This is a genomic window from Arthrobacter sp. FX8 (assembly GCF_026723805.1).
Classification (GTDB): Bacteria; Actinomycetota; Actinomycetes; order Actinomycetales; family Micrococcaceae; genus Arthrobacter.
In genome coordinates this window covers 1,964,093-1,989,763 of record NZ_CP113505.1, presented here as the reverse complement: position 1 = coordinate 1,989,763, position 25,671 = coordinate 1,964,093, and the positions used below count along the sequence as shown (strand labels likewise).

Sequence of the window (25,671 nt, the reverse complement as noted above, 5' to 3'; positions counted from 1 at the left end):
CCCGCCGCTACGCCAGTTGGCTCTCGATCCTGGCGGCGCTTGCGGCGATGGCCGCCCCCACCGTTTCCGGATCATGGGCGGAACGGATGTAGACGACGGCGAGGGCGGCCGGGCGCCCGCCGGGCACCCGGACAGGGGCTGCCAGCGAGGAAACCCCGGCAATGACCTCGTCATGGCTGGCTGAGTAACCCCTCCTCCGCGCTTCCGACGCCTCCGGACGGTAGGGGATACCCGTATCCAAGCGGTCCCACTCGGCTTCGGACAGGGCCGACTGGATGGCGATACCCGGCGCGCCTGCGTTGATGGGGTGGCGCGTACCAGGGTGCTGGGCCACGGTGGCGCCCGAATGCCGCGGCTCAACCGTGACGAGCGTGATGCAGTCATGGTGGTCCCACACCGCAACGAACGCCGTCATATCCAGCGAGTTCGCCAATTGGGTGAGCTCGGGAAGGGCGGCGCTCTGCAGGTTGCGCGATACTCCCCGGGCCAGGACTGCCAGGCCGGGGCCGGGCTGGACCCGTCCGGCATCGTCACGCACCAGGAGGGAATGGTCTTCCAGGGTACGCAGGATCCGGTAGGCCACCGAACGGTGGACACCCATGGCGTCGGCCAGTTCGGCGATGGTCAGCGGGCCCGGGGCAGCTGCCAGGATCTCAAGGGCGCGGATGCCGCGCGAAAGGGTCTGGGACGGCGAAGCCTGCGGCTCCGCCGTCCGGGCTGCGGCTGCTGGAGGTGTCATGAAATCCATCCTAGGGGCGAACGCGCGGCCTGCCGTGACTCTTGTCTCATCCGGGCGCACCGGGTATTGTCCTCTATACGAACTCGCAGTTCGAATATAGAACTCAATGTCGGGCACATCCCCTTGAAAAAATCCGCACCCCGTGTCCCGCATCACAATTCCGTAGTACCCTACTAACTAACTGACCGTTCTGTCGGTAATTCTGAAGGCGTCCGGGTGGCACTGCTGCCCAATAAACAATGGAGTTTCAATGACCACACCTTCCAAGGTGGATACCCCCGCCGGTCCCAGCAGCCGGCGGGAGGAACGCAAGGTCCTCGCCGGCACCCTCGTCGGCACCACCATCGAGTGGTACGACTTCTTCATCTTTGCCCAGCTGACCGCAACGCTGCTGTCGCCGCTGTTCCTGGCACCGCTGAACGAGTCCAACCCGGGCCTGGCGCAGATCCTCTCGTTTGCCCTCATCGGCATCAGCTTCCTGTTCCGCCCGCTCGGCGCTGTTGTCGCCGGACACCTGGGCGACCGACTGGGGCGTAAGGCGATGCTGGTCTTCACCCTGGTCATGATGGGCGCCGCGACGGCCCTGATCGGTATGCTCCCCACGTATGCGCAGATCGGTGCCTGGGCTCCCATCCTGCTGATCCTGCTGCGCGTCATCCAGGGCTTCTCGGCCGGCGGGGAATGGGGCGGCGCCGCCCTGATGGCTGTTGAGCATGCACCCATCAGCCGCCGCGGCCTGTTCGGAGCCTACCCGCAGATCGGCGTACCCGTAGGCATGATCCTGGCCACCGGCCTGCTCTACTTCCTCAACACCGGCATGTCCAAGGAAGACTTCGCGGCATGGGGCTGGCGCGTGCCGTTCCTGCTCTCCATCGTCCTGATCGTGGTGGGCTACCTGATCCGCCGCGCAGTCGCCGAGAGCCCCGTCTTCCAGGAGATGGCCCTGCGGAAGAAGGAAAGCAAGGCGCCGCTGGGCGAGCTGATCCGGAACCACAAACTGCCCGTCCTGTATTCCACCCTGATCTTCATCGGCAACAACGCCGCCGGGTACCTGCTGATCGCGTTCTTCATCTCCTACGCGACCAAGACCCTGAAGATGCCCACCCCGCAGATCCTCCTGGCCACCACCCTTGCGTCCTTTGGCTGGCTGATCTTCACCCTGGTGGGCGGCTGGCTGTCGGACCGGATCGGCCGCGTGAAGACCTTCCTCACCGGCTACGCCATCGTCTTTGCCTGGATGATCCCCATGTTCGCCCTCATCGACACCAAGAACATCCTGCTCTACGGCGTCGCCCTGTTCGTCCTGACCATCGGCCTGGGCCTGTCCTACGGTCCCATGTCGGCCATGTATGCAGAGATGTTCCCCGCCAACGTCAGGTACTCCGGCATCTCCATCGGCTACGCCTTCGGCGCCATCCTGGGCGGCGCCTTCGCGGCCACCATTGCCGAGTCACTGCTGCAGGCCACCAAGTGGACCGGTTCGATCGGCATCTACATCATGGTCCTCTGCGTCATTTCGGCCGTCGGCGTGGTGCTGGCCAAGGAAACCAAGGGCCGCCCGCTGGGCGTCAGCAACCACCACTGATCCCCATCGCCCCCGGACGACGTGGGCAGGACAGCAGGCCCGGACCGCAAGGTCCGGGCCTGCTGTGCTTCCGGGCGGCCTAGTGCGCCAGCAGCCTGACCGCGTCGTCGTCGCTCAACTGCCCAAAGTGCCGGTAATAGCTTCCAACAGCCCGGAATCTTCCCGGCAGGTGCAGGCACACCACGGCTTCGCACACCCGCTCAAGCGAGGCTTCGGCGTCGATCGATCCCACGGGAGCTGCCGCCACCACGGCAGCCGCGCCGCCCTCCCGCATGGCTTCGACGGCGGCACGCATCGTAGCGCCCGTGGCCAGGCCGTCATCCACCAGGAGGACGGTCCTGTCCGCCACGTCGATGCCGGTTCCCGGATACAGCTCCACCCGGCGGAGCAGTTCGTCCCGTTCGCGCCTCTCAACGTCATCCAGCCATTCCTGCTGCACGCCGTGGTCAAGGACGCGTTCCAGCAACGGCTTGTTGATCAACCGGACCGTGCGCCCTTGCGCCCAGGCCAGCGCCCCAAAGGCGGTTTCCTCGTGACCCGGAATACCCAGCTTGCGCACCAGGACGGCGCCCAGGGGCAGGCCGAGGGCAGCCGCTGCAGCCGCGGCGACAGGAATACCGCCGCGCGCCAGGCCCAGGACCACGGTGCCCGGCTGTTCCCGGAACTGTCCAAGCGCAGCGGCCAGGCGGTGGCCGGCGTCAGTGCGGTCTTCGAAACGCGTACCCATCTGTCCCTCCCGGCAACTGCGGCCTGCCTGCCCCCAGCGTACTGCTGGATGCCCTGGCGGTTTCAGCCCGGGGCCAGGCTTTCCAGCAAGACCCGGGCCCTGCCTAGACGGACAGGAACGAGATCGCGGCCTGCTTGAAGGCCCTGCTGGTGATGGCGTTGGTGTGGTTCCGGCCCGGGAGGACCAGCTGTTCGACCATGGAACCGGCGCCGCGGGCCAGCGCGGCGAGCCTGGGCAGGATCGCGGCGCGTTCGTCCTTGTCGCCCGCCACCAGCAGCATGGGAACATGGGGGACTGCCTCGGCAGGGTCGTAGGGCTCGGCCTTGATGGCCTCCACCAGGGACAGCAGCGCGAAGATGTTGTTGTTCGGCAGCAGCAATGCCATCTTCAGGAGCTGGGCGGTTGATTCGTCCTGGATCGGTGTCCCGTCCGCAAGGTAGTCCTGGGCGGCGATGAGGTCGAATGCAGCAAGGGGGTCGGAGTCGTTGGGGCCGCCGAGCACCAGCCGGTGCACCAGCTCGGGCTGGGTTGCGGCGAACTCCCAGGCGAGCCTGGATCCCAGGGAGTAGCCCACGACGTCCAGCCCGCTGGAAGGGTCGCCGTCCTGCAGGGGGTGGACGCCGGCGTCGAACGCCGCCTGGAGCAGGTCCGCCCTGATCCTGCTGGGGGAGTAGGAGTCACGGTCCTCCGGCGCGCCGCTGCGGCCGTGGCCGGGAAGGTCCACGGTGATGACCCGGCGGCCGGCCTCGAGCAGCGCCGACACCCAGCCGGTGTCCTCCCAATTGAGCTTGGAGGAGGAGGAGAAGCCGTGCAGCAGCAGGACCGGCCGCAGGCCGGCATCGTTTGCGGGCTCATGGACCGCCACATACAGCTGGGGGTCGGTGCCTTCAACGGTGTGCGCGTGCTGCTGTCCGGTGTGCCTGCCGCTCATGGTGTCAGTTCCCCAATCAGGTACGGCGCCTGGGCGGGCCCGGCGCGTCGGTGCGTCTTCCTTGGAAAGGTACGCACCACTCTACCTGTTGGCAGGCTGGTCCCTGCCGGTGAGGCGGGCCCCGGCAGCACACGCCAGCGCGATGCCGGCAACCAGGGCGAAGGTGCTGAAAAGCTGCACCCGGCTGCTCTCCGCGCTGAGGCCGACGGCGAAAATCACCCCAAGGAGGACCAGGCCCAGGATGGTCAGGCCGGGAAAGCCCTTCATCCGCAGCGGAAGCGGGATTCCGTCCCGGTCTGCCCGGCGGCGCAGGATCAACTGGGAGACCAGGGCGCTGCCCCAGACCACCAGGCATGTCGATCCCACCAGCTGGAACAGGGCGGGCAGGATCCGGTCCGGGAACAACAGCTCCAGGACGGTGGCGATGAAGCCGAAGGCCACCGACACCGCCACTGCGGCCAGGGGCACGGCGGCGCCGTTGAGGCGGGTCAGGATGCGCGGCGCTTCACCGCGCTGCGCCAGGGAGTACACCATGCGGGACGCCCCATAGAGGTTGGCGTTCAGTGCCGAGAGAAGTGCGACGACGGCCACCAAGGTGATTGCGGTGGACGCACCGGGGATCCGGGCCGCATCCAGCACCCCGGCGAAGGGCGAGGCCAGGCTGCTGGACGTGGCGGGGAGGACCGCGGCGATGACGAAGACAGAGCCGATGTAGAACACCAGGATGCGCCACACCACGGTCCGGATGGCCTTGCCCACGCTGCGTTCCGGGTCCTCGGTTTCGGCCGCGGCCACCGAGACGATTTCCGTTCCGCCGAATGCGAAGATCACCACGAACAGGGCCGCCGCAACGCCGCCCAGACCCTGGGGAGCAAAGTTGCCGGTAAGGTTTCCGGCTCCCGGGGAGTCGACGCCGGGCAGCAGCCCCAGGAGCAAAGCGGCCCCCACTGCAAGGAACAGCACGATGACGGCCACCTTGAGGATGGCGAACCAGAACTCGAACTCACCGAAGTTCCGGACACCGGCCAGGTTGATGCCGGTAAACACCACCATGAACAGCAGCGCCAGCGCCCAGACCGGGATCATGGGCCAGACGGAGAACAGCAGCCCGGCGGCGCCCAGTGCCTCGGCTGCGATCACCACCACCAGCTGCAGCCACCACAGCCATCCGATGGTGGCCCCGGCCGTACGCCCCATGGCCCGCCCGGCGTAAACGGAAAAGGCGCCGCTGTTCGGGTTGGCGGCCGCCATTTCGCCCAAGGCCCACATCACCAGGATGATCAGCGTGCCGGCCACCAGGTAGGAGATGAGGACTGCCGGTCCGGCGGCCTGGACCCCGGCACCCGATCCCAGGAACAAGCCTGCGCCGATGGCACTGCCCAGCCCCATCATGGTGAGCTGGCGCGGCTTCATGCTGTGGCTTGCCGGCGTCTTGGGCGGGGCTGCGGCGGACATGGTCCGGCCAGACTTCATCGTCATTGGGATGGTGCACCTTCTGGAGCTGGTTCGACAGTCCGGTCCGGATGGTCCGGGGGTCCTTGTGGGACCTTTTGAATTTACCGGCTTCGAGGAGCCGCCCAAAAACGGTAGGAAGAACCGCCAGGGGAGAAGGGCGGGCGCGCCCTTGACCCTGGACCGTTCCGGCGTCCCCAGGCGGCAGCAGAAACATTTCCCTTTCCTGCGCTGCTGGTCGTAGAATTAGTTTTGGTCAAGTTGACCATAACTCTGAAGAACCGCCGCATCCGGCGATGGGCACGACGAGAGGCGGTGGAACGTGTACTACAGCTCGGCAAACGTGTCTGAGCGGCAGGCCGCGCCGCCGTCGCTGGCCATTTCCACGGTGATCTTCGCCCTGCGGCCCAGTGAAACGTCGGGCCGTCCCACGCTGTGGCTGCCCCTGGTGCGGCGCATCCGTGAGCCCTTCAAGGGGCTGTGGGCACTGCCGGGCGGCCCCCTCAGCCATGAGGAGTCGCTCCAGGACGCCGCGGCCAGGAACCTGCGGGAAACCACAGGCCTGGCGCCCCGCTACCTTGAGCAGCTGTACGCCTTCGGCGGCCTGCACCGCTCACCCACGCAGCGCGTGGTCTCCATCGTGTACTGGGCCCTGGTCCAGCCCACGGAGGCTGCGCTCGCCGACGAATCCGAGAACGTGCGGTGGTTCCGCGCGGACCGCCTGGGCGGGCTGGCCTTCGACCACAACGCGATCGTTGACTACGCCCTCGGGCGACTGCGCAACAAGCTGGCCTACGGCTCAGTGGCGTACCACCTGCTGGGCGAGTACTTCACCCTGGCCCAGGTCCGCGAAGTCTACGAAGCTGTCCTGGACCGCGAACTGGATCCCGCCAACTTCCGCCGGCAACTCAAATCCACCCCGGAAATCGAAGAAACCGGGGAATACCTCCAAGGCGGGAAACACCGTCCGCCACGCCTCTACCGCTACACCGGCCGGCCAGGCCTTGACCCAGACAACAGGAGCACACCATGAGCAGCGTCAACACGGCAATCCAGCTGATCACGCGCGAACAGGCCGAAAAAGGCGCAGCCGAACGCAGCACCTGCAGCCCGGCACTGGCGAGCGGACCCTGGGACTACGACCTGGCCGAGGCACTGGCGGGTGTCCCCGCCTACGGCCCGGGTGCATCCAGCGCCGACCCCGCCCCCGCCACCACCCCGCGCCAGGGCCAGCTCCCCGAGGAATACAAGCGGGCCAGCGACGCCGAACTCGGCGAACGGATCAAAGCCGCCAAAGCCGAACTGGGGGAACGCGCCGTCATCCTGGGCCACTTCTACCAGCGCGACGAGGTGATCCAGTACGCCGACTTCGTGGGTGACTCCTTCCAGCTCGCCAACGCGGCACTCACCAGGCCGGAGGCCGAGGCGATCGTCTTCTGCGGGGTCCATTTCATGGCCGAAACCGCGGACATTCTCTCCACCCCGGAGCAGGCGGTCATCCTGCCCAACCTCGCCGCCGGCTGCTCCATGGCCGACATGGCGGACGCGGACTCCGTGGAGGAATGCTGGGAGCAGCTGGCGGAGATCTTCGGCACCGAGCCCGACGCCGACGGCCGGGTTCCGGTCATCCCCGTCACCTACATGAATTCCTCCGCAGCCCTGAAGGCTTTCTGCGGCGAGCACGGCGGCATCGTCTGCACCTCCTCCAACGCCAGGACCGTCCTGGAGTGGGCGTTCCAGCGCGGACAGCGGGTGCTGTTCTTCCCCGACCAGCACCTCGGCCGCAACACCGCCAAGGCCCTGGGCGTACCGCTTGGGCAGATGCCCATGTGGAACCCGCGCAAGGACCTCGGCGGCAACGACGAACAGGCGCTGCTCGACTCCCGGGTGATCCTCTGGCACGGGTTCTGCTCCGTGCACAAGCGCTTCAACGTAGCCCAGATCGAGAAGGCCCGCGCCGATTTCCCCGGCGTGCAGGTGATCGTGCACCCCGAATGCCCCATGGAAGTGGTGGACGCCGCCGATTCCGCCGGCTCCACCGACTTCATCAAGAAAGCCATCGCCGCAGCCACCGAGCCCACCACGTTCGCCATCGGCACCGAAATCAACATGGTGAACCGGCTCGCCGCCGAATACCCGCAGCACACCATCTTCTGCCTGGACCCGGTGATCTGCCCCTGCTCCACGATGTACCGCATCCACCCCGGTTACCTTGCCTGGGTGCTGGAGGAACTGGTGGCCGGCCGCATCGTCAACCGCATCACGGTGGCTGACGATGTACAGGCCAACGCCAGGACGGCGCTCGAGCGCATGCTCGCTGCGAGGCCCTGATGCGCCGCGGGCCCGACGCGCCCGCCCGCCGGCTCGCCGTCGTCGGAAGCGGCATCGCGGGACTTTACGCCGCCCTGCTTGCCGCAGATGCCGGCGCCGACGTGGTGCTGGTGACCAAAGGCGCACTGGAGCACAGCAACACCTGGTACGCGCAGGGCGGCATCTCCGCCGTGCTCGCCGAACCTGCGCCGGGGGACACCGTTGCCGCGCACATCGCGGACACGCTCCGGGCAGGGGCGGGGCACTGCAACGAGGACGCCGTCCGGCTGATGTGCACGCAGGCACGGCAGGACATCGCCGGCCTCCAGCGCTACGGGGTGGCGTTTGACGCGGGGCCAGCTGGAGCGGGCCACGGTGACGCAAGGCACGACGGCGGCCCGGCCCTTGGGCTCGAGGCAGCACACAGTGCCCCGCGCATCCTGCACGCAGGAGGGGACGCCACGGGCGCGCGCGTCGCCGGTGCACTGATCCAGGCGGTCCTGTCCCTGCGGGACGCGGGTAAGCTGACGCTCCTCACGGAAGCCCACGTCACAGCCCTCACCACCCGCGACGGGAATGTGAGCGGGGTCGAATACCACCAGGACGGCCGCAACCTCAGCCTGGACGTGGACGCCGTCCTGCTCGCCACCGGAGGAGCCGGCCAGTTGTTCGCCCAAACCACCAACCCCGCCGTGGCCACCGCCGACGGCCTGGCGCTCGCCGTCCGCGCCGGCGCAGCCACGGCAGACCTCGAATTCTTCCAGTTCCACCCCACCTGCCTGGTCAGCTCCGCCACCGCCCACCCCGGACGCCTGGACGGACCCCTGCTGATCTCCGAAGCCGTCCGCGGCGAAGGCGCCGTCCTGCTCGACTCCAACGGCCGGCGCTTCATGAAGGCCTACCACCCAGACGCCGAACTGGCACCCCGCGATGTCGTCTCACGCAGCATCGCCCTCCACCTCGCCAAACTCGGTGACCCCAACGGCCACGTCTACCTCGACGCCCGCGCCATCGAACAGGCCAGGGGCAACGGGTTCCTCCAACAGCGGTTCCCCACCCTCACCCGCAAGACCCTCGACGCCGGTATCGACTGGACCCGCGAACTGGTCCCCGTCGCACCCGCCGCCCACTACTGGATGGGCGGCGTAACCACCGACCTCCACGCCCGTACCACCGTCCCCGGGCTATACGCAGCCGGTGAAGTTGCGTGCACCGGCGTCCAAGGGGCAAACCGGCTGGCCAGCAACTCCCTCCTCGAAGGACTCGTCTTTGGCCGCCGCGCTGTCGAAGACTTCCTCTGTGGTGACGCGCTTCCTTGGGTGTCGCCTGACGGCGCTCCTCCGCTCGCTGTCTCGGCCGCTGCCGGCCTCCCCTTGACGCTCGCTTCCGGAGCACCCTCAGTCGACGTTTGTCGGGTCCCCTTGGGTGCTGCCGCAGAAGGCGCGGCGGACCGGCCAGATGGTCCGCTCGGGAGCCTGCCGTCCAACTTCGGCGGGGGCGGGGAGGCCGGGGAGGCGTTTTCGCGGGGCGCCCTTCGCCGCCTCATGACCTCGCATGCCGGGGTTTTGCGGTCCGGGGAATTGTTGGCTGAGGCTGCTTCCACTCTTGACCGGTGGGCCGCCGTCGTCCGTCCCCATGCTGACTCGCCCTCTGCCGGCCCTGCCGTGCTTGAGGACCGGAACCTGCTGCTGGCCGCCCAGCTGCTCGTCGACGGCGCCCTCGGCCGCCGCGAATCCCTCGGGGCGCACTACCGCAGTGATGATCCCGCAGACCCTGAAACCACTTACCCTCCGCGCCCGAAAGCGAGCCTGCTCCATGACTGAACCCGCCGTGATCGACCAGGCAGCCACCCTGCGCCCCGCACTGGACCTCACCCTTCCCGCGGCACCGGTCAGGGAGATCCTGGAACGGGCCTTCGCCGAGGATGCACCCTCCGGCGACATCACCTCGCAACTGCTCATTCCCGCCTCGGCCCGCGCCACGGCCGTCCTCAATGCCCGGGTGGCCGGGGTCCTCAGCGGCGCAACAGTGTTCCGCGACGCGATGCAGCTGGTGGATCCCGCCACCCAGGTGGAGCTGCTCGTGGCGGACGGAGAAGCGTTCGACGCCGGCACGCACCTTGCGAGGGTCACCGGCAGCGCCCGCTCGGTGCTGATGGCAGAACGCGTGGCGCTCAACCTGGTCCAGCGGATGTCCGCCATCGCCACCAAGACCGCCGCGTTCGTCCGGCTCGCCGAGGGGACCCGGGCGCGCATCACCGACACGCGCAAGACCACACCGGGCCTGCGCGTCCTGGAACGGTTCGCCGTACGGTGCGGCGGCGGCGCTAACCACCGGTACAGCCTGTCCGACGCGGTGCTGGCCAAGGACAACCACCTGGCCGTGATGACCGGGGAGACCCGGCAAAGCTCACCGGGCTCCTGCTGGCCGCCAAAGCCCAGCTGGGGCACACCACCCACTTTGAAGTGGAAGTGGACAGCATGGAGCAGATCGAGCCCGTGCTGGCCGCCGGCGTGGACACCATCATGCTGGACAACTTCACGGTTGAAGAGCTGAAGGCCGGCGTGGCCCTCGTGGCCGGTCGCGCCCGCGTGGAAGCAAGCGGCAACGTCAACCCCGGCACCGTCGCGGCGATTGCCGCCACAGGGGTGGACGTCATCTCCGTGGGGGCACTGACGCACACCGTGGCCGCACTGGACCTGGGCCTCGACGTCGAACTGACCGCCCGGTGAGCACGCCATGATCTTCCTCGACGCCGCCGCCACCACCCCCGTCCGCCGCGAAGTACTGGACGCCATGTGGCCTTACCTCACCGGCTCCTTCGGGAACCCCTCCAGCCACCACACCCTTGGTGAGGCGGCAGCTGCGGCGCTCGCGGGGGCGCGGGCAGCGGTGGCCGGCGTCCTTGGCTGCCGGCAGGGCGAGGTCGTGTTCACTTCCGGGGGAACGGAAGCGGACAACCTGGCCGTCAAGGGCATTGCCCTGGCCCGGCAGGCGGCAAACCCGCATTGGAACCGGGTGGTGATCAGCGCCGTCGAACATCCGGCCGTGGAGGAATCCGCGCGCTACCTGGAGCGTTTCCACGGCTTCGTGGTGGACGTGGTGCCGGTCGACGCAACCGGCCAGGTCACCCCTGATGCGCTGGCCGGGGTGCTGTGCCCGGAGACCGCGCTGGTCAGCATCATGTACGCCAACAATGAGGTCGGCACCGTCCAGCCCATCGCCGCGCTCGCAGAACTCGCCCACCACCACGGAATCCCCTTCCATACCGATGCCGTCCAGGCCGCCGGATGGCTGCCGCTGGACACCAAGGCCCTGGGCGTGGACGCCATGAGCATCTCCGGGCACAAGCTGGGGGCGCCCAAAGGCTGCGGCCTGCTCTTCGTCCGGAGCCGTACGCGGCTGGAACCGGTCATTCACGGCGGCGGCCAGGAAAGAGGCCGCCGCTCGGGGACGGAAAACGTGGCCGGGGCGGTGGGGCTGGCCACGGCCCTCACGCTCGCCCACGGCCGGCAGGCCGGCCAGCAGCCAAGGGTGGCCGCCTTGCGGGACCGTTTCATCGCCGCCGTGCTGGCCGCGGTGCCGGACGCTGTCCTGACCGGCCACCCCTCCGAACGGCTGCCCTCCGTAGCATCATTCTGCTTCCCCGGAACCAGCGGCGAGTCTGTGCTGCTGGAGCTGGAACGGAGCGGCGTGGTCTGCTCCAGCGGTTCGGCCTGCGCTGCCGGCTCGGATGCGCCGTCGCCCGTGCTTACCGCGCTGGGAATTTCCGCCGAAGTGGCGCAGACAGCGGTCCGGTTCAGTTTCGACGCATCGGTAACCCGGGAGGAACTGGACGTGGCTGCGGACGCGGTGCGGGCCGCCGTCGCCAGTGTCAAGAACCTGGGCGCGGGCAAAGGCCGCTGACCGTCGCTGCCTGGTCAGCGGTGCCGCGCGCGGCGGAAAATCCAGTGCCGCAGCATGCTGAAGCGCACCGCCGTGGCCAGGAAGCCGGACAACGTGGTGGCCAGCAGTTCGTCCGCCACGGTGGCCTCCGGATTGAACCAGTGCAGCACACCCAGGCTGCTGCCGGTGATCACCAGGGCCACGGCGATCACCACCAGGCCGTTGAGGTGGTCACGGGTGCGGCGCTGCTGGCCTGCGATCTTGAACGTCAGCCGGCGGTTCAAGGCAGTGTTCAAGAGCGACGTGAGGACCAGCGCCACCGCGTTGGCCAGCTGGGCGCCAAGCCATGGCCGCAGCAGCGCGTAGAGGCACAGTGATGCAGCGGTGCAGATGACGCCGACACCGGAGAAGCGGAGCAACTGCCGGATGACCGGATAGCGCAGGACTCCCCGGTAATGCCTGGTGGCAGGCAGGCGCCGGGTGCTGGTCTCCGGTACTGCTGGTGCGGACAGTCCCTCCCTCATCCGGCGGCACCGGCAGGACGGTCAGCGCCGCGGGCAGGGGGCAAGCAGGAGATGCGCACAGGGCGCCCAGGACGAACCGCCATCCGTCAGTACAGCTCGCCCACGGGAATTTCCACTGCCAGCCGGTTGGAGGGCCCGGGCAGCGGGCAGGCCCAGGCCTCGTTGTAGGCGCAGGAGGGGTTGTAGGCGAAATTGAAATCCAGGACGAACATGGCGCCCGGGCCGGTGCCGGCTACGCCGTGGAAGGCGCCCTTGATGGTGTCGATCAGGTAGCGACCCGCCCCGTAGGTGCCGCCGGGCTGGCCTGCCGTGGCATCGCGGAATGGAACGAAGATCCCGCCGCCGTACCCGTGGAGCTTCCACACCGCGAGCTGGCCCATTTCGGGCAAATCGAAGGTGCCCAGCCGGACAAAGTGCACCACGCCGTCGGTCCCGGTGTCGACGCTCATCTCGCGGCCGGCACCCTCTTTGGTCAAGGGCACGTGGAACCGGTAGATGGGATCGTAGTCGGCGGTCTTCAGCCCGGAGAAGCGCGCCTTGCCCGCGGCGGTCAGCGCAGAAGCCGGGTGGGTGGCGAACATCATGTCACGCTGGTGGCGCCAGTACGAGTGTGCCTCGGACGGGCTTTCAACCGAGAGCCGGCGGACGGTGTCGTAGAGCGCAAAGGTCCTCAGCCGCCAGTCGGCGATATCCAGGGCGGAGATGTCCGCCGGGTTGTCTTCGGCTGCGCCGTGCTGCTCTTCCGCCATAACCCCCAGCCTAGTCCCCGGGCAGCGTGGCAGCCGTCCGACGGCGACACGCCGGGTATGTGCCCGGGGGAACGGATGGCCGGCGCCCGGCAGAGGGGGCCACGGAACACCGTTCGCAAGCGCAGGAAACACCGCCGTGCCGGCCCGGAGAGGAGCCGTGCCGCCATTAGGCTGGCTTCCATGACAGGCAAGGAAGTATTGAGCGCTCTTCCCCGGATGTCACTGGTGGCCGCCGTGGTCCTGCTGACGGGTTGCTCCGGATCACCGGCCGGCCCGGGATGGACGGCACAGCCGGCAACCTCCGGGGCAGCAACCTCCGGATCTGCAGCGACCGGGCCAACATCCGGAACGGCGTCGGCGTCACCGGACGCCGGCGGCACCGTCCCGGCCCCTGCCTCCGCAACTGCCGGCGAGCCGCAGGGGGCGGCCACCGCCGCCTCCTGGAAGACATACTCGGATCCTGCCAGGACGGTGAGCTTCGACCTGCCGGCGGACTGGATCGCGCAGTCGGTGGCGCCCGAGGAAGGCGTGCTTCCCGGTGGGCTGAAGATTGAGGTGAAGAAGCCCGACGGAACCTTCGTCGCCGCGCTCCGGACCGGACTGCCGCCGTCGAACGTCGACTGTCCCGACAACGCACGGCACCCGTACACCGTGATCAGCAGCGTGCCTTTTGAGCTCTCCGTCCCGGGCGGGGAGGGAACCATCCCGCCGCGGATGGTCTACCGGGTGATCCAGGGGTACCGCTACTTCGGTTCCTACGGCATCACCAACCTGGTGGGCGGAACAGACGGGCAGGCGTGCGGGCTGCGCAACGTGGTTCGTGGTCCGGCCGGCAAGGGGGACTACTCGTTCGGCGACCTGGTGACCCTCAAAGCCTTTGCGCCGGATGAGAAAGTGGCACCGGCGACGGCCTTCGACACCCTTGGCCAGGCCGCCCAGTACGTCAACGAAAGCGCTGACTTCGCCAACGTGCAGCGGATGCTAATGTCGCTGAAGGTCAAAAACTAGTCCCGCTGCCGGCACTCACAAGTGCGGGGTGTGCGACTTACCTTCCCCCAACACCCCCGGAGAGACATGGAACGCTCTGTTTCCGCACGCCTGGCCTTCAGGACCATCGCCAACACCAAGGTGGCCATGGCCATCGCCGTAGCACGGAACAGCGGCTACTCATCCTTCACGGAGTCCCTCTCCGTCACTGCCGGCGGGGCCGAGGTTCCACTCACGGAAGTTTCCGACCACCACGGCGGCCGGTTCCACTACATGGAGTTTGCCCAACCCACCGACGTCAGCGTGGACTATTCCGCCACGGTGACGGGCCGCGCCGTTCCGGAAGACGCCACCCTGGCCGAGCGGATCCGCTACGTCCGCCCCAGCCGGTATGCCGAGTCGGACCGGCTGCTGCCCACGGCCTATGCCGAGTTCGAAGGGGTCCAGGGAGCGGACCTGGTGCGCGCCGTCCGCGACTGGGTCAACGGTGAACTGCGGTACATCAGCGGCTCCTCCCGCGGCACGGACGGTGCCGTGGAGACCCTCCTCAGCAGGCGCGGCGTGTGCCGGGACTTTGCGCACCTTGCCATCGCGCTGCTCCGCTCCAAGGACATCCCGGCCCGGCTGGCGGCCGTCTACGCACCGGGCCTGAGCCCGATGGATTTCCACGCCGTGGCGGAAGCCTACGTGGAGGGGGCCTGGCACGTCATCGACCCCACGGGGCTCGCGCCGCGGGAGTCGATGCTGCGCATTACCGCCGGCCGCGACTCATCAGACACGGCGTTCCTTTCCACGGTGGGTGGAAGCCTGGTGTTGAACCAGCTGCGCGTCACGGCCGTGGTTGACGGGGACCTGCCCGGCGAGGATCCCTCCCGGCTGGTGGCGCTCGGCTGACTGTCCGTCCTGGCTGTCCACCCGGCCCGGCCGTCCTGTTCGGCCGGCCCATGCGGCAGCGGGAAGCCGCCTGCTACCGCGGAAGGGGACCCAGCGAACTTCGCAGCTTGTCCGTGAGCCGCTTCAGTTCCTTCTGCTCCGCGGCCGTCAGGGCGGGACCCACCAGCGCGGAAATGTCCCGGACGTGCTCGCGGCCGATTTCCTTCTGCAGCTCCCGCCCCTCGTCGGTCAGCTTCAGCAGGATGCCGCGGCCGTCCTCGGGGGCCGGCATTCTGGCCACAAGCCCCCGCTTTTCGAGCCGCTCCACCAGCCTGCTCAGGCTGGACTGGCTCAACAGCACGTTGTCGTTGAGCTCGTTGAGCCGCAGCCAGCCGGACGGGCACCGGGAGAGCGTGAACAGGACGTCGTATTCGTTGACCGCCAGCTTCCGGAAAGCCCGCCCGGACTGCAGCTTGCGCATCACCGCTACCTGGGCGCGGAACAGGGACTCCCAGGTTTCGGCTGCCAGCCGCACCGGAGATTCCGTTCCTCCCGCAGCCATCACGCCTCCGCGGTGGCTTTGTCGGCGTCCTGCGATGCCAGCAGGGCGGCGACACGGCCGGCGTGGGTGGGCGGCTCGGGAACGTGCGCGGGCTTGAGGGCCGCGTACTCCTTGCGGAGCACGGGCAGGACTTCTTCGCCGAACAGGTCCAGTTGCTCCAGGACGGTCTTCAGCGGCAGGCCGGCATGGTCGATCAGGAACAGCTGGCGCTGGTAGTCGCCGAAGTGCTCGCGGAAGGTCAGGGTCTTCTCGATGACTTCCTGCGGGCTGCCCACGGTCAGCGGGGTCTGGGAGGTGAAGTCCTCCAGGGACGGTCCGTGGCCGTACACGGGGGCGTTGTCGAAGTATGGGCGGAATTCGTTTACTGCCTCCTGGGAGTTCTTCCGCATGAAGAACTGGCCGCCGAGCCCGACGATCGCCTGGTCCGCCTTGCCGTGTCCGTAGTGCTCGTACCGCTCGCGGTAGAGGCCGATCAGCTGCTGGTAGTGCTCCTTGGGCCAGAAGATGTTGTTGGCGAAGAAGCCGTCGCCGAAGTAAGCGGCCACCTCCGCGATCTGCGGGGTACGGATGGAGCCGTGCCACACGAAGGGGGCCACGCCGTCGAGCGGCCGGGGCGTGGAGGTGAAGTTCTGCAGCGGGGTGCGGAACTTGCCGGACCAGTTGACGGTGTCCTCGTCCCACAGCTTGCGCAGGAGGCTGTAGTTCTCAATGGCCAGCTCCACGCCGTCCTGGATGTTCTTGCCGAACCACGGATACACCGGGGCGGTGTTGCCGCGGCCCAGGACCAGGTCCACGCGCCCGTCGGACAGGTGCTGGAGCATGGCGAAGTCCTCGGCGATCTTCACCGGGTCATTGGTGGTGATCAGCGTGGTGGCCGTGGAGAGGATGATCCGTTCCGTCTGGGCTGCAATGTACGCGAGGGTGGTGGTGGGTGAGGAGGAGAAGAAGGGCCGGTTGTGGTGCTCGCCCAGGGCGTAGACATCCATGCCGATTTCCTCGACCTTTTTGGCGATGGCCACCGAGGCCTTGATGCGTTCGTGCTCGGTGGGGGTGCGGCCCGTGGTGGGGTCCGTGGTGATGTCGCTGACGCTGAAAACACCGATCTGCATGGCGTGCCTTTCCGTTCCTGGACTTGCTGGGCTTGGCTCCAGTGTAAACCAATTTAGATGCATTTGCATCTATCGCCGGATACAACGCAGCCACGCCGGAAATATTCCGCCGTTTAGTCTGCGCCGGGAGCGGCGCGCCGGCCGCTGACCTTGGGGACCTGGCCGGTGGTCCAGTCCATGAATTCGGCGTCGAGGTCGGCACCCGGTCCCATTTCGGGGCGGGCCTGCAGGTCGCGCAGGAGTGCCTTTTCTCACGCCGTCCCTCCACCAGCCGGTACAGCACCGGGACCAGGATCAGGGTCAGTGCGGTGGAGGACACCAGCCCGCCGATCACCACCACGGCCAGCGGCTGCGAGATGAACCCGCCGCCGCCCGTGATGCCCAGGGCCATCGGCGTCAGGGCGAAGACCGTGGCAAGGGCCGTCATCAGGATGGGGCGGAGGCGCTGGCGTGCGCCGTTGGTGATGGCGTCCGCCACGTTCATGCCGGGCCTGCCGTCGCGCGGCTGCCGGTACTGGTTGATCAGGTCGATCAGCACGATGGCGTTGGTAACCACGATGCCCACCAGCATCAGCATGCCGATGAGCGACGGCAGGCCCAGGGGCACTCCGGTGAGCAGCAGCAGGGCCACCGCGCCGGTCGCTGCGAACGGAACCGAGACCAGCAGGATCAGCGGCTGGACGAGCGACTTGAAGGTGGCCACCATGATCACGTAGACAATGGCGATGGCTGCCAGCAGGGCCAGGCCCAGCTGCCGGAACGATTCTGCCTGCTGGGTGGTGGCGCCGCCGATCGCCGCGGTGACGCCGGCGGGCAGCTGGACGTCCGCCAGGCGCTTCTGGACTTCCGTGTTCACCGCGCCCAGGTTGGAGCCCGACGGCGTGATGGACACCTTGGCGGTCCGCTCGCCATTGCTGGCGGTGATGGAGACGGGGACGTCCACCTGCTCCACGGACGCGATGCTTCCCAGCGTTACAGGCCGGCCGCCTGCGGGCAGCGGGATGTTCCGGACGGCGTCGATGCTGGTGAACTTGGTGCCCTGGCCGATGCGGACGGGAAAATCGTTGGTATCGATCCGGACCGTGCCCGCAGGGATGGGGCTGATGGTCGATGCCAGGACCCCGGCCACCTGTTGCTCGTTCAGGCCGGCGGCGACGGCTTTGGCCCTGTCCACCTTGACCTGCACCACAGGGTTGCTGGCGGCCAGGTTGCTGGCAACTTCGCTGGTGCCGGGCACGCCCGTCATGGCCGCGACCATGGTGTCGCTGGCGGCCTGCAGGTCGGCGCTGCTGGCAGCCTTCAGCGTGATGTCCACGGTGGATGACGTGCCGAAGCCGCCCTGCTGGGTGCCCACCGATACCTTGCCCGAGTCGGGCACCTTCGCAAGCTCTGAGCGAACTGTCTCCTGGAGGCGCTCCTGGTTGGCCTTTTCGTCTGTCACCACTGTGAAGGTGGAGTTGGAGGATCCGGTGGAGGTGAGCGCGGCGAAGCCGGCCTGGGCGTTGCCGGAGGTCACCTGGACGTCCTTGATGCCGTCAATGCCCCGCAGCACCTCTTCGAGGCGGATGGCGGCGGCGCTGGTGTCGGCCAGGCTGGTCCCGGCCGGCAGCACCTGCCGTACGGTCAGGCTGTTCTGTCCCGAGTTTCCCAGGAGGTTCGTGGCAAGCAGTGGTGTCATGGCACCGGTGGCACCGAGCACCAGGACCGCGGCAACCAGGGTGATGACGGGGTGCTTCTGCGTGGACCGGAGGATGGGCAGGTAGCCGCGCTGCAGGCGGCTTCGCTGTTCGGCTTCGTGGGCCTTCGCTTTCGCCTCCTCGGCGATCCGCCGGGCCTCGGGGGAGCCGGCGGGCGCCCTGCCCGCCGCGCCCTTGGGGTTTTTAGGAACCAGTAGGCGAGCACGGGGACGATGGTCAGCGACACCAGCAGCGACGCCAGCAGTGCCATGGTCACGGTCAAAGCGAATGGCCGGAAGAGTTCGCCGGCCAGTTCGCCGACGAAGGCGATGGGCAGGAACACCGCCACCGTGGTCAGGGTGGAGGCGGTGATGGCGCCGGCCACCTCCCTGATGGCGGTGAGGATCGCCGTCGACTTTTCCTCACCGTAGCTGAGGTGCCGCTTGATGTTTTCGATGACAACGATGGAGTCGTCCACCACGCGCCCGATCGCGATGGTGAGCGCGCCGAGCGTCAGGATGTTCAGCGAGTAGCCGGTGGCCGACAGGCCGATGAACGTGATCAGCAGGGACAGCGGAATGGACACCGCTGTGACCAGCGTGGAGCGGGCGGACATCAGGAAGAGCAGGATGATGGCGACGGCGAAGCCCAGTCCCAGCAGGCCTTCCGTGGTGAGGTCCTTGATGGACTTTTCGATGAAGGGTGCCTGGTCGAAGACCGGCGTGAACCTGGCGTTGGAGCCCAGTTCCGCCTCCAGGTCCTTCAGCGAGTCCCGCACCGCATGGGAGATGCCCACCGTGTCGCCCTCGGGTTTCTTGGTCACGGAGATGGCAAGGGTTTCGGCGCCGTTGGTGCGGGTGATGGAGGTGCGTTCGTCATCCTTGAGGGAAACATCGGCAACGGAGCCGATTGTTGCCCCATTCCTGGCACCTGCCAGCGGGAGTGCCTTGATGGCGTCCAGGGAGTCCACCGGGCTGCCAATCTGAAGCGACAGCGTCTTGCCCTGCTCCTGGAGCGTCCCGGCGGGGACCAGCGCGCCGTTATTGGACAGCGCGTCCCGGATGGAGGTGACACCTGTACCCGCCGCTGCCATGGCGTCGGCCCTGGGAAGGATCTCGATGTGCTGGGATGCGCCGCCGGTGACATCGGCGCTGCGGACGCCGTCGATCTTCTGCAGCCGGGGAACGCTCAGGCGCTGCAGGTCGGCATTCAGCTCGCTGAGCGTCTTGTCCGAGGAGACGGCGAGGAAGACGATGGGGAAGTCGCTGATGCTTCCGGCAATGGCCTGCGGCTGGACATCGCTGGGCAGGGACCGCTTGGCATTGGAGATGGCCCGGTCGATCTGGTTCCTGGCCCGGTCCAGGTTCGACCCGTACGTGAACACCATGGTGATCTGGGAGACGCCGGTGCGTGACGTGGAGGAGGTGGATTCCAGCCCCTCCACGCCGTTCAGCGCTTTCTCAAGCGGGCCGCTGACCTGCTTGTCCACCACTTCCGGCGACGCGCCCGGCATGGAGCTGAGCACCGTGATCTGCGGGAACTCAATGGAAGGGATGAGTTCCTGCTTCAGCGATGACATGGTGATCACGCCGAAGACCGAGGCGAACACGGTGATCAGTGCGATCAGGGCCCGGTTTGCCAGGGAAAGGTGCGCCAGCCGGAACATGGGTGGTCTCCTGGGGGTCTAAGTGACTGGTACATGCCCTGGGGGTGCCAGCCGCTGGCCCCGCAGGGTCAGTGGCTGGCGGAAACGCTCTCCAGCTGGAGGGACGCGGCCGTTGCCCGTTCCAGCTCCGCGGCAAGGTCCGGATTCTCATCCAGCTTCACCCCGTAGCCGGGCATCATGTCCTTGAGCTTGCCCTGCCAGCCCTTGAAGTTCTTGGGGAACGTCTTCTGCAGCAGTTCGATCATGATGGGGACAGCGGTTGAGGCTCCGGGCGACGCGCCCAGGAGCGCACCGATGGAGCCGTCGCGGCCGGCAATCACTTCGGTACCGAACTGAAGGATGCCGCCCTTTTGCGGGTCTTTCTTGATGATCTGTACACGCTGGCCGGCGGTGATGAGTTCCCAGTCCCCGCCCTTTGCCTCGGGGTAGTACTCGCGCAGTGCCTCAACCTTCTGGTCGTGCCGCTTGACCACTTCCTTGACGAGGTACGCGGTGAGGTCCATGTTGTCCTTGGCCACGGCCAGCATCGGGATGATGTTCCCGGGCCGGATGGACAGCGGCAGGTCCAGGTAGGAGCCGTTCTTCAGGAAGTTGGTGGAGAAGCCGGCGTACGGACCGAACAGGAGCGAACGCTTCCCGTTGACGTAGCGGGTGTCCAGGTGCGGAACAGACATGGGGGGAGCGCCCACGGAGGCCTGGCCGTAGACCTTGGCACTGTGCTGGGCCGCGATGGCCTCGTCCGTGCAGCGGAAGAACTGGCCGGAGACGGGGAAGCCGCCATAGCCCTTGCTTTCGGGGATGCCGGAGGCCTGCAGCAGGTGCAGGGCCCCGCCGCCGGCTCCGACGAAGACGAACTTGGCGTGGATCTTGCCGTGTTCCCCGGACTTGGGGTACTTCAGCGTCAGGTCCCAGCCGCCGTCGGAGGCGCGGGAGATCCCGGTGACGTCGTGGTTGTAGTTGATTTCGACGCCGTTGTGCCCAAGGTAGGTCACCAGCTCGCGCGTGAGTGCCCCGAAGTCGACGTCGGTGCCCTCGGCAGCGCGGGTGGCGGCGATGCGCTGCTGGGGGTCGCGTCCCTTGACGATCAGTGGCGCCCACTTGGCGATCTGCGCGTGGTCCTCGGAGTACTCCATGCTGCGGAACAGGGGGTGCGGCTTCAGCGCCTCGTAGCGGGTCTTCAGGAACCGGGTGTGGTCCTCGCCGATCACGAAGCTCATGTGCGGGACAGTGTTGATGAAGCCCTTGGGCGAACCGATCAGGTTGTTGTCCACCAGGTGGGACCAGAACTGGCGGGAAAGCTGGAACTGTTCGTTGATGAGCAGTGCCTTGCCGGGGTTGACCGAGCCGTCTTTGGCTGCGGGGGAGTAGTTGAGTTCGCAGAGGGCGGCGTGGCCCGTGCCCGCGTTGTTCCAGGGGTCCGAGCTTTCGAGGCCCGGCTGGTCCAGCCGTTCGAACAGGGAGATGGTCCAGTCCGGCTCCAGCTGCTTGAGGAATGCCCCCAGGGTGGCGCTCATGATGCCGCCGCCTATCAGGACAACGTCGGCGTGTGGGGTCTTGGAAATGAAGGTCACGATCAGTCTCCGATTGCAGCGGCTCTGGCTGTCACAGAATATCCCCGCGCGGCCCGCATACTGAAATTGGCCGGGCCCGTCAAGGCTTTAGCTGGACCTTCGTGAAAACTTCGTTTAAGACCGGCGATGCAGGGTAGCTCAGCACCCGGTCTGACAGGGCAAGCGCGGAGATGGGGAAGGCGATGGGGACTGCCGGCACGGTCGCGGCGATCTGGGCATTGATGGTGTGATAAAGCTCATCCCGTTCCTTGCCGTCAGGCAGTCCCCGTGCCCGGTTGATCTTCGAGAACACCTGGGGATCCTGGTAGCCGAACTCGCCGTTCTTCTCTCCGAAGAGAGGGCCGACGAAGTTGTCCGCGTCCGAGTACGAGCCGTTCCAGCCGAGGATGTGCAGCGCGTGGTCGCCGGCGGACTGGACCTTCTGGAGGTAGCCGTCCGACCAGTCCACGGGGACAGGACGGATATTGAAGCCGACGGCGGTGAGCTGGCGGCTGAGCTCGGCGTAAACCTTTTCCGGCGTGGGCAGGTAGGGCCGGGTGACGTTCATGGGGTAGTAGAACTTCAGTTCCTCGCCCGCGTAGCCGCCCTCCTTGAGGTAATCCTTGGCCTTCAACGGATCGTGCCCGAGTGCCGGGGCGTCATTGTTGAAGCCGCTGATCTTGGGCGGGACAAACTGCGTGGCTTTGGCCGTGTTGTCGATAAAGAACTTCCGGATCAGGGTTTCCTTGTCGATCGCAAGCTCCACCGCCTGCCGGATCTTCTGGTTCTGCAGTACCGGGATGTCCTGGTTCATGCCGACGTACATCACCGAGAACGGGTCGCGCTGCACAATCTGTTTGCCGCGCTTGACCAGTTGGTCGAAATTCCCCACGGTCACGGCGTCATAGCCGTCGATCTTTCCGTCCAGCAGGGCCTGGAGGCGAATCTGGGGATGGTTGTAGGCCTGGAAATTGATGGTGGCGATCTGGCCGCGGTCACCCCAGTAGGTCTTGTTGCTGGAGAGGGTGACACTGTCGCTGCCCCACGCCGCCAGGGTGAAGGGCCCGGTGCCGACGGGGTTCGTGGCGAACCTGGACATGGCCTGGCCGCCCCGGTTCTGGTCCAGGACGTCTGCCGTGCCGGCGGCAAGGGCCCCAGGGGACGCAATGGCGAAAGCCGGCAGGGTCAGGGCCTGGAGGAACGCCGTGAAGCGCTGCGTCAGGTCGATCTGGACGGTGTCGGCCGAGACCGCCGTGCAGCTCTTGAAGATGGACAATCCGGGCTCGTCCGAGTGCGCCTTGAACACGCTCTTGAACGAGCTGCCTGGCGCCTGCCTCCGCAACTCGGCGGGAAACGCGAACCAGCGGTTGAAGTTGGCGCAGACGGCATCGGCGTTGAATGGCGTGCCGTCCTGGAACGTAACCCCGGAGCGGAGCTTGAAGGTGTAGGTCCGGCCCTCGTTGGACTCGTTCCATTCCGTGGCCAGCAGCGGGGTCGGCTTGCCGGTGGTCTGGTCCACGCCCACAAGGCCTTCAAGGATCTGGCGGGTGATGCGCTGCGACTCCACGTCGCTGGACAGGGCGGGATCCAGTCCCAGGGGCTGGGCGGCCGTGCCGAAACTGAAGGTGGCATCAGGCTCCGCCCGCGCGGAACTGGGCGTTCCGGATGTGGGGGAAGGGGACGGCGTCCCGGTGCATGACGTCATGCCCAGCGCCATGAGGACGGCGCCGGCCTTGATGACCGTTCGCCGCGATGTACTGCTGGGCACTCGTTTATCACCTCTGGATGCTGCCGGCTCCGCCCCTTGCGGGCCGGGACCAGTCTAGAGGACAAGGCATGGGGCCAATCCCAGGCACGTCCGGGACGCGCCAGGGCCGGGCCCGCTCGTTGCAGCGGACCCGGCCTTGGTCATGTGGGGAAGAGAGGGCTTACTTGGGCATGAGGACGGAGTCGACCAGGTAGACCGTCGCATTCTTGGTCTTGACGCCGCCGCAGACCACGTTGGCGTTGTCCACCTTGAGGTTGTCGCCGCTGCCGGTGACGGTGACGGAGCCGCCCTGGACCGTGGCGTGCGTGCCGGCAATCTTGTCCGGGGTGATCTGGCCGGGAACCACGTGGTAGGTCAGGATCTTGCTGAGCAGCGCATCGTCCGTCTTCAGGGTCTCGATCGTGGCGGCGTCGATCTTCTTGAAGGCGTCGTCCACCGGCGCGAAGACGGTGAATTCGCCGCCGTTGAGCGTGTCAACCAGGTCCACCTTGGGGTTCAGCTTGCCGGAGACTGCAGCGGTGAGCGTGGTCAGGATCGGGTTGTTGGAGGCGGCGACGGCCACCGGGTCCAGGGCCATGCCCTCCACCGAGCCCGCACCGGTGGGAACCTGCTTGGCGTAGGCGGCGCAGCCTGGGCCAACCAGGTTTGCGGCCGGGTCCATCATGCCGGCCGAGGAGCTGGCCGACGCACTGGCGGACGGGGACGCCATGCTGGAGCTGGGGGAGGATGACATCGGCGCCGACGACGCCGACGAACCGGAGGTGCTGCCGGAACCGCCACATGCGGTGAGGCTGAGCAGAGCGGCCGCTGCAACGCCTGCGACGGTGAAAGTTGTGCGCTTGAAGGTCTGCATTTCAGTTCTCCTTGGATCGTTTTGCCTGCCGCCCCGGATGGGATGTCCGCGGCCTGCAGTCTGCCTTGGGGTAAGCACCTGCCCTTGGCTGGTGTCTCAATGGCTATTCGGCCGTTGGGCAGTGGTGGATGGGTGATCTTTGGAGTTTTTCGATTTGAGGCACTAATCCGGCCCAAGCACCGTCATGCCTTAAACGCAAAATCCCCCGGCCGAAGCCGGGGGATCCCAGGTGCGCAAGGGGGACTTGAACCCCCACGCCCGAAGGCACAGGAACCTAAATCCTGCGTGTCTGCCAATTTCACCACTCGCGCGCGGTTTCCTGCCGGGAACCCTGAAGGTTCGACGGCGGATGCCAGTGTCCATTGTAGCGTTGCCCGGGTACGTGGCTGGGAGGGTGCCTGGACAACTGACAGGGGCGGTTGCCTGCGGGGTCAGTTGTCCAGATTGAGGTCCCGCCGCAGTTTGGCGACGTGTCCCGTGGCGCGGACGTTGTATTGGGCAAGGGAAACGTTGCCAGAGGGGTCCACGACGATTGTGGAGCGGATAAGGCCCTGGTACGTCTTGCCGTAGTTCTTCTTTTCGCCCCAGGCGCCGTAAGCCTCGGCCACCGCGTGGTCCGCGTCGGAGAGCAGGGGGAACGTCAGCGACTCGTTGGCAGCGAACTTGGCCAGTTTTTCAACCGGGTCGGGGGAGATGCCAAGGACGTCGAAGCCGGAGGCCTGCAGCGACGCAAGGCTGTCCCGGAAGTCGCAGGCTTCTTTGGTACAGCCGGGCGTGGAGGCGGCCGGGTAGAAATACACAATGGTGGAGCGGCCGGGCCGGGGAGCCAGGCTGACGTCCTTGCCGGTCGAATCCTGAAGAGTGAAAGCGGGTGCTTTGTCGCCGGTAACGAGTCTTTCAGCCATTGTTTTTCTCCTTGTCGCGGGCGGGACACAACAGCCTAGTAAGCACGTGGGGCGAGTGCTAATCGGCATTTGGCTATACTTGCTGCTATGCCTGATATGGATCACTGGCCCACAGGGCGCCTCCTGTCCACTGCTGCGCGCCTCGTTGAACACTCCTGGAACGAAAAACTTGGCGCCATCGGACTCACCCACGCCGGTGTTATCGCCATCGAGGTCCTTGCCGCGCAAGGACCCATGACCCAGGCGCAGCTTGCCCAGTATGTCCGTGTCCAGGCCCAGACCATGGGCAAGACACTCAGCCGGCTTGAGTCCCACGGCCACATCGTCCGGGTCCGCAGCACCTCGGACCGCAGGAGCCACGTCGTGTCGCTCACCGAGCAGGGCAAGGAAGCCGTTGCCCAGGCCGTGGAGATGGAGCGCTCCGTGCTGGCATCGGCGTCGATCGACCCCGAACTGCTGCGCCAGGAACTCAAGGCCGTAGTGCGCGAACTGGCCAGCCAGTTCTCCACCACGCCCAGCAACGCGGGCGACCTGGTGGACAACGCCGCCAAGTAGCAGTTGGCCCCGCAGGCCGTTTAAGGAAAAGCGCGGTCCCGGCATGGAAAAGCCGGGACCGCGCTTTTTGGTGCCCGACTGCGGGGTGCCCGTTCCGGACGCCGTGAAGCCCTAAAACAAAACAGCCTCCGGTTTGTGTTTCCACAAACCGGAGGCTGTTTTCCCAGTGGTGCACCCCCGGGACTTGAACCCGGAACCCATTGATTAAGAGTCAATTGCTCTGCCAATTGAGCTAGAGGTGCATCTTTTTTGCTTCCATCCCCGG

20 protein-coding genes, 2 tRNA genes and 2 pseudogenes are annotated in these 25,671 nt (G+C 67.0%); 9 read left to right on the top strand and 15 right to left on the bottom strand.

Going from position 1 to position 25,671, the window contains the following annotated elements:
- Positions 1-7: 7 nt before the first annotated feature.
- Complete coding sequence (locus OUO20_RS09100; RefSeq protein ID WP_056387952.1) at positions 8-739, bottom strand: IclR family transcriptional regulator; 732 nt, start codon at positions 737-739, stop codon at positions 8-10.
- Between the two features lie 250 nt (positions 740-989).
- On the opposite strand from OUO20_RS09100, the gene OUO20_RS09095 reads away from it, so the two are divergent.
- Entirely contained in the window at positions 990-2,324 is a 1,335-nt protein-coding gene (locus OUO20_RS09095) for an MFS transporter (RefSeq protein WP_018768365.1), read from the top strand.
- 79 nt (positions 2,325-2,403) lie between these two features.
- Here the strand turns inward: OUO20_RS09095 and OUO20_RS09090 are convergent, their stop codons facing one another.
- The 3 genes from OUO20_RS09090 to OUO20_RS09080 form a co-directional block, all read right to left on the bottom strand.
- Positions 2,404-3,051 (bottom strand): phosphoribosyltransferase, encoded by a 648-nt coding sequence (locus tag OUO20_RS09090; protein ID WP_056387950.1) that lies wholly within the window; start codon positions 3,049-3,051, stop codon positions 2,404-2,406.
- A 103-nt stretch (positions 3,052-3,154) separates the two neighbouring features.
- Positions 3,155-3,982, bottom strand: coding sequence for an alpha/beta fold hydrolase (locus OUO20_RS09085; protein WP_268003259.1), 828 nt, complete (start codon positions 3,980-3,982; stop codon positions 3,155-3,157).
- 81 nt (positions 3,983-4,063) lie between these two features.
- Positions 4,064-5,455 (bottom strand): amino acid permease, encoded by a 1,392-nt coding sequence (locus OUO20_RS09080; RefSeq protein ID WP_395858339.1) that lies wholly within the window; start codon positions 5,453-5,455, stop codon positions 4,064-4,066.
- A 301-nt stretch (positions 5,456-5,756) separates the two neighbouring features.
- Between OUO20_RS09080 and OUO20_RS09075 the strand changes: the two genes are divergently transcribed.
- The 5 genes and pseudogenes from OUO20_RS09075 to OUO20_RS09055 all read left to right on the top strand — a co-directional run bounded on the left by OUO20_RS09075 (position 5,757) and on the right by OUO20_RS09055 (position 11,650).
- Positions 5,757-6,467: an NUDIX hydrolase gene (locus OUO20_RS09075; RefSeq protein ID WP_018768360.1), complete on the top strand. Its 711-nt coding sequence runs from the start codon at positions 5,757-5,759 to the stop codon at positions 6,465-6,467.
- Positions 6,464-7,765: a quinolinate synthase NadA gene (gene nadA, locus OUO20_RS09070; RefSeq protein ID WP_056387944.1), complete on the top strand. Its 1,302-nt coding sequence runs from the start codon at positions 6,464-6,466 to the stop codon at positions 7,763-7,765. The genes OUO20_RS09075 and nadA overlap by 4 nt, the downstream gene beginning before the upstream one ends.
- Positions 7,765-9,567 carry an L-aspartate oxidase gene (locus tag OUO20_RS09065; RefSeq protein ID WP_056387942.1) on the top strand — a complete coding sequence of 601 codons (1,803 nt, stop codon included), beginning with the start codon at positions 7,765-7,767 and terminating at the stop codon, positions 9,565-9,567. The genes nadA and OUO20_RS09065 overlap by 1 nt, the downstream gene beginning before the upstream one ends.
- Positions 9,560-10,476 (top strand): annotated as a pseudogene (gene nadC / locus OUO20_RS09060) (carboxylating nicotinate-nucleotide diphosphorylase). The gene OUO20_RS09065 and the pseudogene nadC overlap by 8 nt, the downstream one beginning before the upstream one ends.
- 7 nt (positions 10,477-10,483) lie before the next feature.
- Positions 10,484-11,650, top strand: coding sequence for a cysteine desulfurase family protein (locus OUO20_RS09055; RefSeq protein ID WP_018768356.1), 1,167 nt, complete (start codon positions 10,484-10,486; stop codon positions 11,648-11,650).
- A gap of 14 nt (positions 11,651-11,664) precedes the next feature.
- On the opposite strand, the gene OUO20_RS09050 is transcribed toward OUO20_RS09055, so the two are convergent.
- Both OUO20_RS09050 and OUO20_RS09045 read right to left on the bottom strand, forming a co-directional pair.
- Entirely contained in the window at positions 11,665-12,153 is a 489-nt protein-coding gene (locus OUO20_RS09050) for a GtrA family protein (protein WP_144599852.1), read from the bottom strand.
- 86 nt (positions 12,154-12,239) lie between these two features.
- The gene (locus OUO20_RS09045; RefSeq protein WP_018768354.1) at positions 12,240-12,902 is read right to left on the bottom strand and encodes a DUF1684 domain-containing protein; all 663 of its coding nucleotides are present in this window, start codon (positions 12,900-12,902) and stop codon (positions 12,240-12,242) included.
- Positions 12,903-13,082: 180 nt separating this feature from the next.
- Between OUO20_RS09045 and OUO20_RS09040 the strand changes: the two genes are divergently transcribed.
- Together OUO20_RS09040 and OUO20_RS09035 are read left to right on the top strand one after the other, a co-directional pair.
- A complete protein-coding gene (locus OUO20_RS09040; protein WP_268003258.1) occupies positions 13,083-13,910 on the top strand; it encodes a hypothetical protein in 828 nt (275 codons plus the stop codon).
- A 66-nt stretch (positions 13,911-13,976) separates the two neighbouring features.
- Positions 13,977-14,783: a transglutaminase-like domain-containing protein gene (locus tag OUO20_RS09035; protein WP_134163864.1), complete on the top strand. Its 807-nt coding sequence runs from the start codon at positions 13,977-13,979 to the stop codon at positions 14,781-14,783.
- A gap of 73 nt (positions 14,784-14,856) precedes the next feature.
- Here the strand turns inward: OUO20_RS09035 and OUO20_RS09030 are convergent, their stop codons facing one another.
- The 8 genes and pseudogenes from OUO20_RS09030 to bcp form a co-directional block, all read right to left on the bottom strand.
- Positions 14,857-15,324, bottom strand: coding sequence for a MarR family winged helix-turn-helix transcriptional regulator (locus OUO20_RS09030; protein ID WP_018768351.1), 468 nt, complete (start codon positions 15,322-15,324; stop codon positions 14,857-14,859).
- Positions 15,324-16,433: an LLM class flavin-dependent oxidoreductase gene (locus OUO20_RS09025; RefSeq protein WP_018768350.1), complete on the bottom strand. Its 1,110-nt coding sequence runs from the start codon at positions 16,431-16,433 to the stop codon at positions 15,324-15,326. The genes OUO20_RS09030 and OUO20_RS09025 overlap by 1 nt, the downstream gene beginning before the upstream one ends.
- Before the next feature lie 113 nt (positions 16,434-16,546).
- Positions 16,547-19,775, bottom strand: a pseudogene (locus OUO20_RS09020) (efflux RND transporter permease subunit).
- A 68-nt stretch (positions 19,776-19,843) separates the two neighbouring features.
- The gene (locus tag OUO20_RS09015; protein ID WP_268003257.1) at positions 19,844-21,346 is read right to left on the bottom strand and encodes a malate:quinone oxidoreductase; all 1,503 of its coding nucleotides are present in this window, start codon (positions 21,344-21,346) and stop codon (positions 19,844-19,846) included.
- Between the two features lie 79 nt (positions 21,347-21,425).
- Complete coding sequence (locus OUO20_RS09010) at positions 21,426-23,093, bottom strand: ABC transporter substrate-binding protein (RefSeq protein WP_261377347.1); 1,668 nt, start codon at positions 23,091-23,093, stop codon at positions 21,426-21,428.
- Between the two features lie 160 nt (positions 23,094-23,253).
- Positions 23,254-23,946 carry a fasciclin domain-containing protein gene (locus tag OUO20_RS09005; protein WP_056387927.1) on the bottom strand — a complete coding sequence of 231 codons (693 nt, stop codon included), beginning with the start codon at positions 23,944-23,946 and terminating at the stop codon, positions 23,254-23,256.
- Positions 23,947-24,175: 229 nt separating this feature from the next.
- Positions 24,176-24,258 (bottom strand) — tRNA-Leu (locus tag OUO20_RS09000).
- A gap of 119 nt (positions 24,259-24,377) precedes the next feature.
- The gene (bcp, locus tag OUO20_RS08995; protein WP_018768345.1) at positions 24,378-24,851 is read right to left on the bottom strand and encodes a thioredoxin-dependent thiol peroxidase; all 474 of its coding nucleotides are present in this window, start codon (positions 24,849-24,851) and stop codon (positions 24,378-24,380) included.
- A 96-nt stretch (positions 24,852-24,947) separates the two neighbouring features.
- Between bcp and OUO20_RS08990 the strand changes: the two genes are divergently transcribed.
- Positions 24,948-25,406: a MarR family winged helix-turn-helix transcriptional regulator gene (locus tag OUO20_RS08990; RefSeq protein WP_018768344.1), complete on the top strand. Its 459-nt coding sequence runs from the start codon at positions 24,948-24,950 to the stop codon at positions 25,404-25,406.
- Positions 25,407-25,573: 167 nt separating this feature from the next.
- Here the strand turns inward: OUO20_RS08990 and OUO20_RS08985 are convergent.
- A tRNA-Lys gene (locus OUO20_RS08985) sits at positions 25,574-25,648 on the bottom strand.
- Positions 25,649-25,671: the final 23 nt, after the last annotated feature.